General features: G+C 74.0%; 14 protein-coding genes. 5 read left to right on the top strand and 9 right to left on the bottom strand.

All coding sequences use genetic code 11. From position 1 onward, the window contains the following. Nucleotides 1-111 precede the first annotated feature (111 nt). Nucleotides 112-837, top strand: a complete 726-nt coding sequence (locus K3554_RS12715) for a DUF4167 domain-containing protein (protein ID WP_259940803.1) — start codon at nucleotides 112-114, stop codon at nucleotides 835-837. Nucleotides 838-841: 4 nt separating this feature from the next. On the opposite strand, the gene rsmA is transcribed toward K3554_RS12715, so the two are convergent. From rsmA to K3554_RS12685, 6 genes are all read right to left on the bottom strand, one after another. Then, nucleotides 842-1,678, bottom strand: a complete 837-nt coding sequence (rsmA, locus tag K3554_RS12710; RefSeq protein ID WP_259940800.1) for a 16S rRNA (adenine(1518)-N(6)/adenine(1519)-N(6))-dimethyltransferase RsmA — start codon at nucleotides 1,676-1,678, stop codon at nucleotides 842-844. 80 nt (nucleotides 1,679-1,758) lie between these two features. Then, nucleotides 1,759-2,766 (bottom strand): 4-hydroxythreonine-4-phosphate dehydrogenase PdxA, encoded by a 1,008-nt coding sequence (gene pdxA / locus K3554_RS12705; protein WP_409197315.1) that lies wholly within the window; start codon nucleotides 2,764-2,766, stop codon nucleotides 1,759-1,761. After that, complete coding sequence (locus K3554_RS12700) at nucleotides 2,723-3,922, bottom strand: peptidylprolyl isomerase (protein WP_259940794.1); 1,200 nt, start codon at nucleotides 3,920-3,922, stop codon at nucleotides 2,723-2,725. Before K3554_RS12700 ends, pdxA begins: the two co-directional genes overlap by 44 nt. An 8-nt stretch (nucleotides 3,923-3,930) precedes the next feature. After that, the gene (locus K3554_RS12695) at nucleotides 3,931-6,057 is read right to left on the bottom strand and encodes an LPS-assembly protein LptD (RefSeq protein ID WP_259940791.1); all 2,127 of its coding nucleotides are present in this window, start codon (nucleotides 6,055-6,057) and stop codon (nucleotides 3,931-3,933) included. Further along, nucleotides 6,057-7,148 carry an LPS export ABC transporter permease LptG gene (gene lptG / locus K3554_RS12690; protein ID WP_259940789.1) on the bottom strand — a complete coding sequence of 364 codons (1,092 nt, stop codon included), beginning with the start codon at nucleotides 7,146-7,148 and terminating at the stop codon, nucleotides 6,057-6,059. Before lptG ends, K3554_RS12695 begins: the two co-directional genes overlap by 1 nt. Then, nucleotides 7,145-8,275, bottom strand: a complete 1,131-nt coding sequence (locus K3554_RS12685) for an LptF/LptG family permease (protein WP_259940787.1) — start codon at nucleotides 8,273-8,275, stop codon at nucleotides 7,145-7,147. The genes lptG and K3554_RS12685 overlap by 4 nt, the downstream gene beginning before the upstream one ends. A gap of 133 nt (nucleotides 8,276-8,408) precedes the next feature. On the opposite strand from K3554_RS12685, the gene K3554_RS12680 reads away from it, so the two are divergent. The 3 genes from K3554_RS12680 to K3554_RS12670 all read left to right on the top strand — a co-directional run bounded on the left by K3554_RS12680 (nucleotide 8,409) and on the right by K3554_RS12670 (nucleotide 10,608). Next, nucleotides 8,409-9,914: a leucyl aminopeptidase gene (locus K3554_RS12680; protein ID WP_259940785.1), complete on the top strand. Its 1,506-nt coding sequence runs from the start codon at nucleotides 8,409-8,411 to the stop codon at nucleotides 9,912-9,914. A gap of 4 nt (nucleotides 9,915-9,918) precedes the next feature. Beyond that, nucleotides 9,919-10,383 (top strand): DNA polymerase III subunit chi, encoded by a 465-nt coding sequence (locus K3554_RS12675; protein ID WP_259940783.1) that lies wholly within the window; start codon nucleotides 9,919-9,921, stop codon nucleotides 10,381-10,383. Nucleotides 10,384-10,449: 66 nt separating this feature from the next. Then, nucleotides 10,450-10,608 carry a hypothetical protein gene (locus K3554_RS12670; protein WP_259940781.1) on the top strand — a complete coding sequence of 53 codons (159 nt, stop codon included), beginning with the start codon at nucleotides 10,450-10,452 and terminating at the stop codon, nucleotides 10,606-10,608. A 19-nt stretch (nucleotides 10,609-10,627) separates the two neighbouring features. Here K3554_RS12670 and K3554_RS12665 read toward each other — a convergent pair whose 3' ends face one another. The 3 genes from K3554_RS12665 to K3554_RS12655 all read right to left on the bottom strand — a co-directional run bounded on the left by K3554_RS12665 (nucleotide 10,628) and on the right by K3554_RS12655 (nucleotide 13,791). Further along, nucleotides 10,628-11,218, bottom strand: a complete 591-nt coding sequence (locus tag K3554_RS12665; RefSeq protein WP_259940779.1) for a TIGR02281 family clan AA aspartic protease — start codon at nucleotides 11,216-11,218, stop codon at nucleotides 10,628-10,630. A gap of 28 nt (nucleotides 11,219-11,246) precedes the next feature. Next, nucleotides 11,247-11,861: a MarC family protein gene (locus tag K3554_RS12660; protein ID WP_259940778.1), complete on the bottom strand. Its 615-nt coding sequence runs from the start codon at nucleotides 11,859-11,861 to the stop codon at nucleotides 11,247-11,249. An 82-nt stretch (nucleotides 11,862-11,943) separates the two neighbouring features. Next, on the bottom strand, nucleotides 11,944-13,791 hold the full coding sequence (locus K3554_RS12655; protein WP_259940776.1) for an ABC-F family ATP-binding cassette domain-containing protein: 1,848 nt from the start codon (nucleotides 13,789-13,791) through the stop codon (nucleotides 11,944-11,946). Nucleotides 13,792-14,131: 340 nt separating this feature from the next. Between K3554_RS12655 and ndk the strand changes: the two genes are divergently transcribed. After that, nucleotides 14,132-14,554: a nucleoside-diphosphate kinase gene (gene ndk, locus K3554_RS12650; protein ID WP_259940775.1), complete on the top strand. Its 423-nt coding sequence runs from the start codon at nucleotides 14,132-14,134 to the stop codon at nucleotides 14,552-14,554. Nucleotides 14,555-14,585: the final 31 nt, after the last annotated feature.

Raw genomic sequence — 14,585 nt, 5'->3', positions numbered from 1 at the left:
CCCGCGCGACCGCGCGATGCTCCCGGTGCCGCCGTCCAGTGACACCGGGACCCCCGACGACCCGCCGCAAGGGCAGGGCAGGGTCCAAGGCAAAGCCTGCGAAAGCACCGTATGAGAAGCTCCAAGTCCCGCTCGCGGAACAAGAACCGCAACCGGCCGTCCGGCGGCAACATCATCAACCGCGTGTTCGACAGCTCGGGTCCCGAGGGCAAGGTTCGCGGCACCCCGCAGCAGGTGATCGAGAAGTACAACCAGCTCGCCCGCGACGCGCAGCTTTCCGGCGACCGCGTCGCCGTCGAGAACTTCCAGCAGCACGCCGAGCACTACACCCGCATGCTCGCCGCGGCCCAGCGCGAGATGGACGCCCGGCAGGGCGGCGGCGGTCAGGGGGGCGGCCAGGGGGGCAACCAGCAAGGTGGCGGCCAGGGCGGCAACCAGCAGGGCGGCCAGGGTGGTCACGGGGGCGGTGGCAACCAGGGCGGCGGCGGGCAGGACCGCTCGTCCAACGGCGGCGGCCAGCAGCACCACGGCGGGCAGGACAACCGGAACCAGCCCCCGCAGGGCGGCCAGGGCGGCGGCCAGCAGAACGACGGCGACGCGCAGGGTGACTCGGGGCGCCGGCGCGGTCGCGATCGCGCCCAGCCCGATGCGGGCGGCGAGGCGATCGAGGCCGACGGCGACTCCGGCCTCGTGGAGACCCCCGAGGCCCGCGCCGGCGGCCAGCCCGAGACCGCCGACGGCGAGGACGGCGCGCCGAAGCCCCGTCGCCGCACCCGCCGCAAGGCCCCCAAGCCTGATGGCACCGCCCCCGAATCCAGCCCCGCCGAAGAGGCCTGATCCGCTAGCCCGCCACCACGCGGGCCAGCGCGCACCAGCCCTCCAGCGGCACCACCTCGGCCCGGTCCGTGGGCGCGAGGCCCGCGGCGCGCAGGGCATCCTCTACGTCCGGCACCGCGCCCCGCAACGAGGCCCGCAGCATCTTGCGTCGCTGCCCGAACCCCGCCGCCACCAGCCGCGACAGCACCGCCGCATCGGCCTCGAAGCGCGGGGCGGGCAGGGCGCGCAGGTGCACCACGGCCGAGTGGACCTTGGGCGGCGGCACGAAGGCCTCGGGAGGCAGGCTCAGCGCGATCTCCACGTCGCAGCGCCACTGCGCCAGCACCGCCAGCCGCCCGTAGGCCTTGGACCCCGGCGCCGCCACGATTCGCTGCGCCACCTCGCGCTGGAACATGAGCGTCAGGCTCTCCCACGGGGGCGGCCAGGCAGGCGGGGTCAGCCATCGCACGAGCAACTCTGTCCCCACGTTGTAGGGAAGGTTCGCGCAGACCCGCCACGGAGCCTCCAGATGCGCCGCCGGGTCCACCGCCAGCGCGTCGCCGTGCACCACCTCCAGCCGCCCGGGATTGGCGTCGGCGATCTCGGCCAGCGCGGCCAGGCAGCGGGCGTCCTTCTCGATGGCCAGCACCCGCTCGGCGCCCTCGGCCAGAAGGCCCCGCGTCAGGCCGCCGGGGCCGGGGCCGACCTCCAGCACCCGCGCCCCCCGCGCCCCGGCCACGCGGGCGATGCGCGCGGTGAGGTTGAGGTCGAGGATGAAGTTCTGCCCGAGCGCCTTGCGGGCGGTCAGCCCGTGGGCGGCGATCACGTCGCGCAGGGGGGGAAGGTCGTCGATGCGGGCCATGGCGCGTCGCTACGGCACGCGGACCTTTCGCGAAAGGTCCGCCGCGAACTCTTCGCGAAGAGTTCGTCCCGCGAAGCCTTCTAGAAGGCTTCGGCGCGCCGCCGCGCCATGTCCCACGCCATCCGCAGGGCCGCGGTCATCGACGTCGCGTCCGCCACGCCGCGCCCCGCGATGTCGAAGGCCGTGCCGTGGTCGGGCGAGGTGCGCACGAAGGGCAGGCCCAGCGTCACGTTCACGCCGCCCGCGAAGTCCACGGTCTTGATCGGGATCAGCGCCTGGTCGTGGTACATGCACACGGCGGCGTCGTATCCGGCCCGCGCGCCGGCGTGGAACATCGTGTCGGCGGGCAGGGGGCCGAAGCAGCCCAGTTCCTCGCTCAGACGAACGACGAGTGGGGCGATCCACTCCACCTCCTCGCGGCCCATGGTGCCGCCCTCGCCGGCGTGGGGGTTCAGCCCCGCCACGGCGATGCGCGGGGCACGAACACCGAAGTCGCGGCGCAGGCCCGCGTGGGTCACGCGCAGCGCCGTCTCCAGCGTCGCGGGGGTCAGGACCTCGGGCACGCGGGTGAGGGCGACGTGGATCGTGGCAGGCACCACGCGCAGCGCGTCGCAGGCGAGCATCATCACCACCTCGGCGCCGCCCGCGAGCGCGGCGAGGTACTCCGTGTGCCCGGGGTGGGGGAAGTCCGCGCCGTCCTTCAGGGCCTTCTTGTGGATCGGCGCGGTGCAGACCGCACCGGCCTGGCCCGATTCCGCCAGCGCCACGGCGCGGGCGATCGCGGAGATCACGCCCGCGGCCTGCGCCGGGTCGGGGCGGCCCGGCACCGCGGGTCCGGGCACGTCGTGGGGCAGCACGCAGAGCGCGTCGGCGGTCGCCTCGCGGGGGGCGCCGATCACCCGCACCTCGGCCGAGCTGCCGCGGAAGTGGTCGGGATTGCCGATCGCGAAGAACGGCACCTCGGGCGCCAGCGCGCGGGCCTTGGCGATCACCTCCGGCCCGATGCCCGCGGGCTCGCCGCAGGTCACCGCGACGGGGGCGGGATCAGCGGATGTCGGCACGGACGTGCAGGTCGGCGAGGGCGGCATCCGCGAGCGTGCCGAGGCGACGGCTGAGGATGGTGCGGCCGATCCGCTCCAGCGCGTCCTCGTCCACCGCGGCGGCGGCGCCGCGCCGGCACAGCATCACCAGCCGCACCGCGTCCGCGCCGCCGAGGATCGCCGCCTCGCCCGCGTCGAGCGTGGCGACGGCCTGGCGCACGTCGGCGGGCAGCGCCCCCGGCGTGGTGGTCTCGCGCGCCAGCGACAGCCCCCCGGCGGTGCCGTAGAGGTCGTCGCAGCGGTCGGAGTCCTGCCGCACGCGGGCCGCGCGTCCCAGCGCCTCGGCGCGGGGGCCGGGCACGGTGACCACGGCGATCTCCACCGGCTCGGCCGCGGTCGGGGCGGCGCCGGCGTCGAGGCCGCGCAGCAGGAACAGGCCCACGAAGCTGCCGAGGTCGAGGGGCTCGCTCACCTCGCCGGGCGCGAGCGCGAGCACCTGCGCGGCGATCGGGGGCGCGAGCCGCCCGAGGGGCAGCGGATCGAGGCGCCCGCCGCGCGCTGCCGAGGGCGAGCGGCTGTACTGCCGCGCGGCCCGCTGGAACGCCTCCTGTCCCCGCAGGCCGTCCGAGAGCTGCCGGGCCAGTGCCAGCACCTCGGCCTTGTTCTCCGGCCCGTAGGGGATCGCGATCTCCGACAGGAGCACCGTGGTCCGCTCGGCCGGGTCGCCCGCCTCGAGGGTCCGCACCACCTCGGACTCGGCGGGGCGGGCGGCGGCGCCGAAGCGTCGCTGCACGTAGCCGCGCCAGAGCAGGCCGTTGCGCACGAAGTCGCGGAACGCCTCGGGGGCGATGCCGGCCTGCTCCAGCACGGCCAGGAACCGCTCGGGCGAAAGGCCGCCGCGGGCGGCGAACTCCACCATGCCCGCGTCCAGCTCGGCCGGGGTGACGCCGATCCCGGCGCGCCGCGCGGCCTGGATCTGGAGCGTCTCGTCGACCAGCGCCGCGCGCGCCGCCTCGAACGAGGCGTCGGGCGCGCCCAGGAGCCCGAGGAACCGCGCGCGCTGCTCCACCTGGAAGCGGGTGATCGCGGCGCCGTTCACCGTGGTCACGGCCTCGAAGGGGTTCTGGGCCAGCGCAGGCGGCGCGGGGGCCATCGCGGTGGCCAGCACGAGCGCCAGCGCCCCGAGCGTCGTCTTCATCGGCATGGTCGTCCTCATGTTCCGCAGCGCCCCGGGGTGCGGCCCGGGCGGGCGTCGGCGCCGAAGCCCGCCAGCTCGACCGAGAGGCCGAAGCGGGTGGTGGGCTCCAGCGTGGTGGTGGAGGTGAAGCGGCGCTCCACGTCGAACTCGACCGTGACGCAGTCCGAGCGGTAGGCGAGGCCGAGGCCCGCGCGGCTGGCGTCGTCGGTCACGAAGTCATAGCGCCAGTTCGCGCTGGCCGTCCAGTCGCGGCTCAGGTCCAGCGAGCCGTCGAGCGCCAGCTCCGAAGTGTCGCGCGGGCGCCCCGCGCGCGCGTCCGACTCCAGGTAGGTGTAGCGCGTCTCCAGCGCGTAGCCCTCGCCGTCCGAGCGCAGGATCGCCTCGGAGCGCGACGTGTTGGCTTGGTCGTCGAAGAGCGTGCGCGCCAGCAGCGAGAAGCGGTCGTCCAGCACCGCGCTGCCCGACACCAGCCAGTCGCTCGCCTTGCTGTCGAGCCCCGTGCCGGTGGGGAACTGCCGCAGGTCGCGGTCGCGCACCGTGCGCCCCGCGTAGAGCGCGAGCTGCAGCCCCGAGGGAGCCGTGCGCGCGTAGCGCAGGCCGAGGTTCACGCGGTTGCCCAGCTCGCGCGCGTCGCGGCCCGGGAAGCGCGAGGTGGCGAGCAGGTTGCCCTCGTCGAACTCCGGCGTGATCGAGTCCTCGTTCGGCACCCGCGCCCGCGACGTGGGCGCCAGGATCGCCTGCGCCACGGGCTCCAGCAGGTGGGTGACCCCGTCGGCATCCACCCGCGCGAGCGGCAGGCGCGCCTCGATGCCGGCGTAAGGCGTCAGGGCCGTGACCACGCCCTCGTCGAAGGCCGGGTCCTGCGTGACGCGGTATGCGTCGGCGTGGATCTCGGCCAGCGTGGTCACCACCATGCCGCCCGCGCGCACGGTGCTGCGCCGCCACCCGGCCGAGGCCGACAGGCGCAGCACGTCGCGCGCCGAGCCGGGGCCGAAGCCCACAGGCTCGAAGCCCGCGGCCCGCTCGCGCCCGTGGGCCTCCAGCTGCCAGAAGCCGATGCCACCGAAAAGGTCGCGCCGCTGCTCGCGGGTGATCGTGGCGACGCGCGTTGGCTGGGTGTCCGAGGTCTCGCCCTGGCGCAGGGTGCGGAAGGCGATGGCCTCGGCCAGGAAGCGGTTGTCGCGCTCCACGCGGGCCAAGGCGATGCGGCTCTCGAGGCGGTCGGCCTCGGAGATGTCATACTCCAGCAGGAAGTCGTCGTCGGAGGTCGTCTCGATGGCGAACTCGAGCTGGTACTCGCGCGGCAGGCGGAACGCGCCGTCCGCGAACAGGTAGCCGCGGGTGATGTCGGGGCGCACGTCGTCGCGCGCCACGGCGCCGTTGATCTCGATCGCCCCGCTGCGGAAGGCCTGCCGGTAGCGCAGGTTCAGCGCGCGGGTGTCCGAGAAGGTGGCGTAGGGGGCCACCGTCAGGTCCGCCGACGGCCCCAGCGCAATGAAAGAGGGGACCGTCACGCCGAAGCCGAGTTGGTCGTCGGACGAGAAGCGCGGGGCGAGCAGGCCCGTGGCCCGCTCGTTGCCCGGCCCGGGCAGGCGCATGCGCGGCAGCCACAGGATCGGCACGCCCACGACCTCGAAGCGCGCGCCCTCGAAGTAGAGCTGGTTCTCCTGCTGGTCCTGCACGATGCGCCGGGCGCGGATCTGCCACAGCGGCACGGGGCGGCCGGGGCAGACCTCGCAGGACGAGGCGACCGCCTGGTAGAGCTGCGTGTAGCGGCCCTCCTCGTCGCTCGCGACTTCCGTGGCGGCGATCTGGAGGCGCTGGTCCAGCACCAGCCGCGCGCCGCGCAGCACCGAGGCGCGCAGGTCCTGCCCGAGGGCCGCGAAGTCGGCCACGAGGACGCGGTCGGCCCCGTCCACCAGCGTGAGGGGGCCCTCGACCTCCAGCCGATCCTCGTCGCGCAGGTAGCGCACGGAGCGGGCGCGCAGGATGCGCCCCTCGGACAGGATCTCCACGTCGCCCGAAGCCACGAGGCTCCCTTGGTCGAAGGTGATCGAGTCGGCCACCAGCGTCGCCGCCTCCTGCGCGGCGGCGGGGGCGGCGGCGGCGAGCCACAGGGCGACGAGCGTGCGGCGAAGCATCATCCCTCCTCCAGGTGCAGGATCACGCCCAGCGCCAGCCCGATCGCGGCGACGGGGGGCGCCCAGGCGGCCAGCACCACGGGGATCTGGCCGTTCTCGCCCAGCACCTGCGCGAAGTTGCGCAGGAAGAACACGCCGAAGCCGAGCAGCAGCGCGGCCAGCACCATGGCGCCCGTGCGCCCCATGCGGCTGTGGCGCATCGTGAACGCGGCGGCGATCATCACCATCGCCGCCAGCATCACCGGGGTCGCCAGCTCCATCTGCAGCCAGACCCGGTGCGTCAGCGCCGAGAAGCCCGCCCGCTCCAGCTGCGCGATGAAGCGCGGCAGCTCGAACACGGGGATCGAGGACGGCACGCCGAAGCTGTCGCGGATCTGCGCCTGCGTCAGCGACGAGGGGATCACCGCCAAGGGAATCTCGCGGGCCAGCGCCTCGGGGTTGCCGCCCTGCAGCGGCCATCGCTTGGCGCGTTCCAGATGCCAGCCGTCGGCCTGCAGCTCGGCGCGCATCGCGTCGATGCGCTCCGTGGGGCCGCCGAGGGCGTCGAAGCTCAAGAACGTCGCGTCGAACAGCACCGTCCCATCCAGCGAGGCGCGCGCGGCGCGGATCACGGTCTGGCCCAGCGCGTCGCCCTGGCGCAGCCACACCCCCTCCTCGGACACCGACAGCACCGAGGAGATGCCGCCCTGAAAGCCTGCGATCTCGCGCTCGTAGGCCTTCTGCGTGGCCGCCACGAGGGGGTTGAGGACGAGAAGCGCGGCGATGCCCAGGAGCGCCGCCGCCGCCACGGGGGCCATCAGCGCGCGCAAGGCCGAGCGCCCTGCAGCGCGGATCACCACCAGCTCCGAGGAGCGCGCGAGCCCCAGGAACAGGGCGAGGGTGGCCAGGATCACGATCAGCGGCAGGATCTGCGAGATCGCCGCCGGAAGGTTCAGCGCGGCGAGCCGCAGCCCGTCCGCGAAGCTGGCCCCGTCGCCGTAGCGGCGCAGCTGCTCGGCCAGGTCGATGGGCAGCAGGAGGCCCGTGAACACCAGCGCCACCAGCGCCGTCAGCCACGCGAACCGCCGCGCCACGTAGAGCGCGAGCGTCATGCCGCGCGCTCCCGAACGAGGCGCCGGCGCAGGGGTCGCGGCCCCAGGGTGGCGTGCACCAGCAGCAGCCCCGCCAGCCCCGCCGCTAGGAGGGCGGGCGCGTAGGTCCAGCCCCATTGCCCTGTGTCGAGCGCCCGCTTCTCGGCCACGTTGTTCAGCAGCTCCAGGAGGATCGCCGCCGCCACCGCGCCCCCGATCTGCCGCCAGAGCCCCAGCCGCGAATAGCCCCCCTGCAGGAGGAACCCCAGCGCCAGCAGCGGCACCGCGGCGGCGAACAGCGGATCGGCGATGCGGGCATGGCCCTCGTAGCGCAGCTCCGCCGGCGGATCGCCCGTGACCCGCTGCGCCTCCGCGGTGGCCCCCAGCAGCGCCACCGTCCCCAGCTCGCGCGGGTCGCGGCGGCGCTCGGTCTCGGTGCCCGTCAGGCCGCCGAGGTCGTAGGCGAAGTCGTCGAAGGTCGTAGTCACGAGGTCGCGCGCCGCCACCTCCAGCGACTGCGCCATGCCATCGAGCATCACCAGCCGCGGCCCCGCCTCCAATGAGACCAGATAGGCGCGCTCCGCGGTGTAGGAGGTCTGCAGCGCCGCGTTGCGCCGGTCCTGCAGGAACAGCCCCAGCAGCTCGCCCTCGGGCGTGATCTCGCGGACGTAGACCGTGACGCCCTCGCCGGGATGCAGGAACTCGCCCTCCTTCAGGAACCGCGCGGTGACGTCCTGGCTCAGCGCCTCGCCCCGCTCCGCCAGCGCGGTGCGGGCCTGCGGCACCAGGAGGTTGCCGAGCACGGCCAGCATCAGCCCCACCGCCAGCCCGAAGGCGGCCACGGGCCGCGCGAGGCTCCACGGGCCGAGGCCCGCGGTCTGCGCCACCACCAGCTCGCTGTCGCCCGCCAGCCGGTTCACCCCGTAGAGCGCCGCCACGAGCGCCGCGACGGGCACCACCGCGTAGATCACCGCCGGCAGCGCCAGCGCCGTGAACGCGAGGAACGTGGCGAGGTCCGAGCCGCCCGCGATCAGCCGGTCGAACAGGCCGATCGCCCGGTTCACCCAGTAGACGGCCACCAGCACCAGCGCGAAGAAGCCGAAGAAGGCGAGCAGCTGCCCCGCGAGGTATCGGTCGAAGGTGCGCATCGCTCTCCCTCGAAGGCTGCCGCGCCTCCCGTCTAGCCGCCGCCCCGCGGGGGGCCAAGGGGGCGCGGGGGCCACTGGCACTCCGCCGCCCGCGCCCCTAGGGTCCGGCCCGAACCGCGCAGGAGCCGCCCCCATGACCACCCCCGCCGCCGTCTCGTTCCAACCCGTCGACCTCGAGGCCCTCGGCGCCGCCCCCGGCGCGGTGGCGATCCTGGTGCCGGCCGAGGGCACGCTCGGGCCGGGCGCGCGCCGCGTGAACCGCCTCACCCGCGGCGCCGTGAAGCGCGCCGTGGAGAGCGAGCGCTTCGCCAAGCTCGCCGACGGCGAGGTGCTGGCGCTGGCCTTCCCGCAGAACATGGAGGCGGAGAGCGTGCTCGTCCTGCGCATGCCGCGCCGCGCCGGCCGCGACCTCGCCCTGCGCGGCGGCGCGGCCCTCGCCGCCGCCCGCGGCCGCCACCCCCTCCTCGTCCTCGCCGGCGGCCACCGCGCCGCCGCGGAGATCGCCCACGGCGCCGCGCTGCGCGGCTACGGCTTCTCCGACCACAAGACGGGCGATGACCGCGAGCCCGCCGCCCCGATCACCGCGATGGTCTCCGACGCGGACGCCGCGGCCGCCGCCCACGCCCCCATGGCCGCCGCGGCCGAGGGCGTGTTCCTCGCCCGCGACCTCGTGAACGAGCCGGCCAACGTGCTGACCACCACCGAGTTTGCCCGCCGGCTGGAATCCCTGCGCGACCTCGGCGTCGAGGTCGAGGTGCTGGAGGAGGCCGAGCTGGAGGAGCTGGGCATGCGCACCCTCCTCGCCGTCGGCCAGGGCTCCGAAAGCCCCTCCAAGGTCGTGGTCATGCACTGGAAGGGCGGCGGCACCGAGAAGCCGCTGGCCCTCGTGGGCAAGGGCGTCGTGTTCGACACGGGGGGCATCTCCATGAAGCCCGCCGCGGGCATGGAGGACATGACCATGGACATGGGCGGGGCCGGCACCGTGGCCGGCGCCATGCACGCCATCGCCCGCCGCGGCGCCAAGGCCAACGTGGTCGGCCTCGTGGGCCTCGTCGAGAACATGCCGGACGGGCGCGCCCAGCGCCCCGGCGACGTGGTCCGCTCCATGAAGGGCGACACGGTCGAGGTCATCAACACCGACGCCGAAGGGCGCCTCGTGCTGTGCGACGTGATGTGGTACGCGCAGGAGCGGTTCGAGCCGGTCGGCATGGTCGACCTCGCCACCCTCACGGGCGCCATCATCATCGGGCTGGGCCACGAGAACGCGGGCGTCTTCTCGAACGACGACGCCTTCTGCGACCGCTTCCTCCGGGCCGCCCGGCAGGAGGGCGAGGGCGCCTGGCGCATGCCGCTCGGCCGGGCCTACGACGAGCAGCTGAAATCCCGCGTGGCCGACATGAAGAACGTCGGCGGCAGGCCCGCGGGCTCGATCACCGCGGCCCAGTTCCTCCAGCGCTTCGTGCGGGACGGCATGCCCTGGATCCACCTCGACATCGCCGGCGTGGCGAGCGTGTCGAAGGGCACCCCCCTCTCACCCGCCGGCGCCACCGGCTGGGGCGTGCGCGCCCTGGACCGCATGGTGCGCGGCTACGAGGCCCCCGAGGCCGGCGACGCGGCGGGCGCAGACGCCGGGGTCTGAGGCGTTGGGCGAGGCCTACTTCTATCACCTCACCCGCCGCCCCGTGGAGGAGACGCTGCCGCTCCTGCTGGAGCGCGCGCTCGCGCAGGGCTGGCGCGTCGCCGTGCGCGGCGCCGACCCCGAGCGCCTGCGCTGGCTCGACGAGAAGCTCTGGCTCGGGCGCGCCGACAGCTTCCTGCCCCACGGGCTCGCGGGGCAGGGGCGCGCCGACGCCTTCCAGCCGGTGCTGCTGACGCCCGGACCCGCGGCCAACGACCCGCACTGCCTCGTCAGCCTCGATGGCGCCGAGGTGGAGGCGGCGGAATGCGCGCCCCTTCGCCGCGTCATGGTGCTGTTCGACGGCACCGACGGCGAGGCGCTCGCCGTGGCCCGCCGCCAGTGGACCGCGCTGACCGAGGCGGGCGTGGGCGCGCGCTACTGGTCCGAGGAGTCGGGCAAGTGGGAGGAGAAGGCGACCAGGAACGTCTGACGCCCCCGCGTGCCGATTTGATGCGAATTCGCGGGAACCTTCCGCCCGCGCCGGTGCTTGGGCTCCATGCGCATCGCCTCCGCCGCCCTCGCCCTCGTCGCCCTCGCCACCGCCGCCGGCGCCACGCCTGCACCGATGCTGCCGCTGGTCCCGGGCCTGCCCATCGTCGAGCCCGCGGCCCCTGCGCCCGACGCGCAGCCCTGCTTCCCCGACTGCCCGGTCTGAACGGACCGTTCCGGCGCCGCTAGCGGATCAGTCGCAGCCGGTCGTTCTCGATCTCGATGCGCCCGAAGTGCTGCAGGTAGCTCATGCCGAGCAGGCTCTGCTGCATCTCGCCCTCGTTCACGACCGCGCGCACGTCGCGGTCCACCACGCCGCCCAGGGCGACGGCGTCCAGCCACACGTCGGCGGTGCGGACCTGCCCGTTGGCGGTCTGGGCGCGGCCCGTGAAGCGCAAGGTCTCCATGTCCACGCCCGCCAGCTCCGCGTCCGCGCTGGTCAGCACGAGGTCGCTCGCCCCGGTGTCCACCACGAAGCGCAGCGGCGCGCCGTTCACGTCGAGCACCATGTGGTAGTGCCCGTCGCGCGAGCGAGGGATCTCCACCACCGAGGCGCCGCCGTCCCCGGCGATCACGGTCTGCCGGGGCATGGCGGTGCGAGCGATGTCCTCCCACAGGCCGTAGACGACCACGCCGCCCACGAAGATCAGCCCCCAGATCGCCGCCTGCTGGACCATCGCGCCTAGGCGGTGCCGGTTCTGCACCACGAGCGACAGCGCGATCACCGAGCCGAGGATGCCGAGGAACAGGAGGCGCATGAGCTGATCGTCGTTCATCGGCCTAACCTAGGGTGCCCGCGCCGGATCACCAGATCGCCAGCGCGCCGTCCACCACGAACTGCACCGAGAGCGCCGCCAGCAGCATGCCGAGCAGCCGCGTGACCACGTTCGTGCCCACCGGCCCCAGCAGCCGCTCCATCGGCCCCGCCAGCGCGAACAGGGCCAGCACGAGGGCGAGCACGCCGAGCATCACGCCGATCGCCGCGGCGATGCCGAACGCGTCGGCGCCGTCGGCCAAGAGGATCATGGTCGCGATCGCGCCCGGCCCGGCGATCAGCGGGAGGGCCAGCGGGAACACCGACGGGTCGTCGTCGCCCGGCGCGTGGGGCTGGTCGGCGGTGTCCTCGCGGCGCTTGGTGCGGCGGTCGAACAGCATGTCGAGCGCGGTGAGGAACAGCAGCAGGCCCCCCGCGATGCGGAACGCGGGCATGGAGATGCCGATGAAGTTCAGCAGCGCCTCGCCGGCGAGCGTGAACAGGATCAGCAGCACGGCCGCCACGGCGCAGGCCCGCAGCCCGATGAACCACCGCGCCCGCGCCGAGCGCCCCCGCGTCAGCGCCACGAACAGCGGCGCCAGCCCGATCGGGTCGATCACCACGAAGAGGGCGGTGAAGGCGGTGATGGCCTCGGCCGAGGTCACGCGCGGCCCCCGCGGGAGGCGCCGGATGTGTGCACGGGGGGCGTACGGGGGGTGCACGGGGGGCGCCCCCCGGATTCGGCCCTCATGCCTCGGCGCGCTCCAGCTTCTCGGCGGCGCGGATCCACAGGGCCTCGGCCCGGTCCGCGGCCTCGTTCACCTCGGCGTACTTGCGGTTCCAGACCTCCAGCTCGGGCACCTTGTCGTCGTCGTAGAGCTTCGGGTCGGCCAGCTTCTTGGCCAGCTTGTCGCGCATCGCCTCAATCTTCGCGATCCGCTCCTCGCAACGCTTCAGCTCCGAGCGCAGCGACGCGATCTTCTCGCGGCTCGGCTTGGGCTTTTCCTTGCGCTTCTCGGCCTTTGCGGGGCGTTCCTCACCCTGCAGCAGCTCGGCGCGGTAGGTCTCCAGATCGCCTTCGTAGGGGGCCACCGTGCCGCCGCCCACCTTCCACAGCCGGTCCGCCACCAGCCCCAGGAGGTGCATGTCGTGGCTCACCAGAACCACCGCGCCGCTGTAGGCCGTCAGCGCCTCCACCAGCGCTTCGCGGCTCTCGATGTCGAGGTGGTTGGTCGGCTCGTCCAGGATCAGCATGTGCGGCGCGTCCAAGGTGGCCAGAAGCAGCGACAACCGCGCCTTCTGCCCCCCCGACAGCTTCGCCACCACCACCTCCGCCTGATCGGCCCCGAGGCCGAACGAGGCCAGCCGCGCGCGCAGCCGCGCCGGGGCCTCCTCGGGCCGCTCGCGGCGGATGTGGTCGAGCGGCGTCTCGTCGAGGTGCAGCTCGTCCACCTGGTGCTGCGCGAAGTAGCCGATCCGCAGCTTTCCGGACGCGTGGCGGTCGCCCTCCATCACTTCAAGTCTGTCCGACAGCAGCTTGGAAAGCGTCGATTTTCCCTCGCCGTTCCGGCCCAGCAGCGCGATGCGGTCGTCCTGGTCGATCCGCAGGTTCAGCCGCCGCAGCACCGCACGCCCGTCGTAGCCCACCTCGGCCCCCTCCAGCCGCAGGATGGGGGGCGAGAGCGCTTCCGGCTCGGGGAACGAGAACACGGTGCGCGCCGCGTCCTCGGGGGCACGCACCGTCTCCATGCGCTCCAGCATCTTGACCCGGCTCTGGGCCTGCTTGGCCTTCGACGCCTTCGCCTTGAAGCGGTCCACGAAGCTCTGCAGGTGCGCGCGCCGGGCCTCCTGCTTGGCGGCCTCGGCGGCGAGGCCGGCGCGCTTCTCGGCGCGGGCCTTCACGAATTGGTCATACGTCCCGGTGTAGAGCGTCAGCCCACGGTCCTCGAGATGCAGGATCGCGCCCACCGCCCGGTTCAGGAGGCCCCGGTCGTGGGAGATGATGATGACCGTGTGGGGATACTTGGCGAGGTAGCTTTCCAGCCACAGCGCGCCCTCGAGGTCGAGGTAGTTGGTCGGCTCGTCGAGCAGCAGCACGTCGGGCTGCGCGAACAGGACGCCGGCGAGGGCCACGCGCATGCGCCAGCCGCCCGAGTAGTCCGAGCAGGGGCGCCCCTGCATCTCGGGGTCGAAGCCGAGGCCGCGCAGGATCGAGGCGGCGCGCGCCTCGCCCGACCATGCGTCGATGTCCTGCAGCCGCGCCTGCACCTCGGCGATGCGGTGCGGATCGCGCGTCGTCTCGCTTTCGCCCAGGAGCGCGTGGCGTTCCTCGTCGGCCGCGAGCACGGTGTCGAGGACGCTGGTGGACGACGACGGCACCTCCTGCGCCACGCCGCCGATGCGGGCGCGGGACGGCAGGGCGATCTCGCCCCCGTCGAGCGCAAGCTCGCCGCGGATCAGGCGGAACAGCGTGGTCTTGCCGGTGCCGTTGCGGCCCACCAGCCCGACCTTGTGGCCGTCCGGGATCACGGCCGAGGCGCCCTCGAAGAGGGGCCGGCCGGCGACGGAATAGCGGATGTCCTCGATGCGTAGCATGGGGGCGCAGATGCGCGGGGCGCGGGGCGGCGTCAAGGCGGGGCGGGTGCGGGGCGGTGCGGGCCGTCGGGAGTCCACACGCCCCGGACTTGCTCCGGGGCCTTCGGTCGCCGTTGGCGCACTGGGGGCGGAGCGAACCGCCCGTGGTCGGTCGAGGCCCCGGATCAAGCCCGGGGCGTGCGGGTAGGTGCCGTTCGCGTTGCTTGGTGGAGCGATGCGCGTGTGAAAGGCCAAGGCCCCGGAGCAAGTCCGGGGCGCACTCGCCGCCCGCACCCCCGCCTTTCCCTCCGCCCGCCGCTCTGCTAGCGCCCGCGCCGAACCATTTCCCACGGAGAGCACCATGGCCACGCAGCGCACCTTCTCGATCATCAAGCCCGACGCCACCAAGCGGAACCTCACCGGCAAGATCGTCGCCAAGTTCGAGGAGGCCGGCCTGCGCGTGGTCGCCTCGAAGCGCATCCACCTGTCGAAGGACGAGGCCGGCCGCTTCTACGCCGTCCACAAGGAGCGCCCCTTCTTCGACGAACTGACCACCTTCATGGCCTCCGAGCCGATCGTGGTGCAGGTGCTGGAGGGCGAGGACGCCATCGCGAAGAACCGCGAAGTGATGGGCGCCACCAACCCCGCCGATGCGGCCGAGGGCACCATCCGCAAGGAGTTCGCGCTGTCGATCGGCGAGAACTCGGTCCACGGCTCGGACGCCCCCGAGACCGCAGCGGAAGAGATCGCGTTCTTCTTCTCGGAGCTCGAGATCGTCGGCTGAAGCCGCCCCCGCACCATCGCGTCCCGGCCGC

Origin of the sequence: Jannaschia sp. W003 (assembly GCF_025144335.1) — a bacterium.
In the GTDB taxonomy this organism is placed as follows: Bacteria; Pseudomonadota; Alphaproteobacteria; order Rhodobacterales; family Rhodobacteraceae; genus Jannaschia.
Note: the sequence above shows the minus strand (reverse complement) of the source record. Positions and strands in the feature narration are given on the sequence as shown.

What these genes read in the sequence shown, in the direction of transcription:
- K3554_RS12685 (WP_259940787.1), bottom strand. Translation starts at nt 8,275, where the DNA reads ATGCGCACCTTCGACCGATACCTCGCGGGGCAGCTGCTCGCCTTCTTC.
- rsmA (WP_259940800.1), bottom strand. Translation starts at nt 1,678, where the DNA reads ATGGCCCGCATCGACGACCTTCCCCCCCTGCGCGACGTGATCGCCGCC.
- K3554_RS12715 (WP_259940803.1), top strand. Translation starts at nt 112, where the DNA reads ATGAGAAGCTCCAAGTCCCGCTCGCGGAACAAGAACCGCAACCGGCCG.
- K3554_RS12700 (WP_259940794.1), bottom strand. Translation starts at nt 3,922, where the DNA reads ATGCCGATGAAGACGACGCTCGGGGCGCTGGCGCTCGTGCTGGCCACC.
- K3554_RS12665 (WP_259940779.1), bottom strand. Translation starts at nt 11,218, where the DNA reads ATGAACGACGATCAGCTCATGCGCCTCCTGTTCCTCGGCATCCTCGGC.
- K3554_RS12680 (WP_259940785.1), top strand. Translation starts at nt 8,409, where the DNA reads ATGACCACCCCCGCCGCCGTCTCGTTCCAACCCGTCGACCTCGAGGCC.
- ndk (WP_259940775.1), top strand. Translation starts at nt 14,132, where the DNA reads ATGGCCACGCAGCGCACCTTCTCGATCATCAAGCCCGACGCCACCAAG.
- lptG (WP_259940789.1), bottom strand. Translation starts at nt 7,148, where the DNA reads ATGACGCTCGCGCTCTACGTGGCGCGGCGGTTCGCGTGGCTGACGGCG.
- K3554_RS12655 (WP_259940776.1), bottom strand. Translation starts at nt 13,791, where the DNA reads ATGCTACGCATCGAGGACATCCGCTATTCCGTCGCCGGCCGGCCCCTC.
- pdxA (WP_409197315.1), bottom strand. Translation starts at nt 2,766, where the DNA reads ATGCCGCCCTCGCCGACCTGCACGTCCGTGCCGACATCCGCTGATCCC.
- K3554_RS12670 (WP_259940781.1), top strand. Translation starts at nt 10,450, where the DNA reads ATGCGCATCGCCTCCGCCGCCCTCGCCCTCGTCGCCCTCGCCACCGCC.
- K3554_RS12695 (WP_259940791.1), bottom strand. Translation starts at nt 6,057, where the DNA reads ATGCTTCGCCGCACGCTCGTCGCCCTGTGGCTCGCCGCCGCCGCCCCC.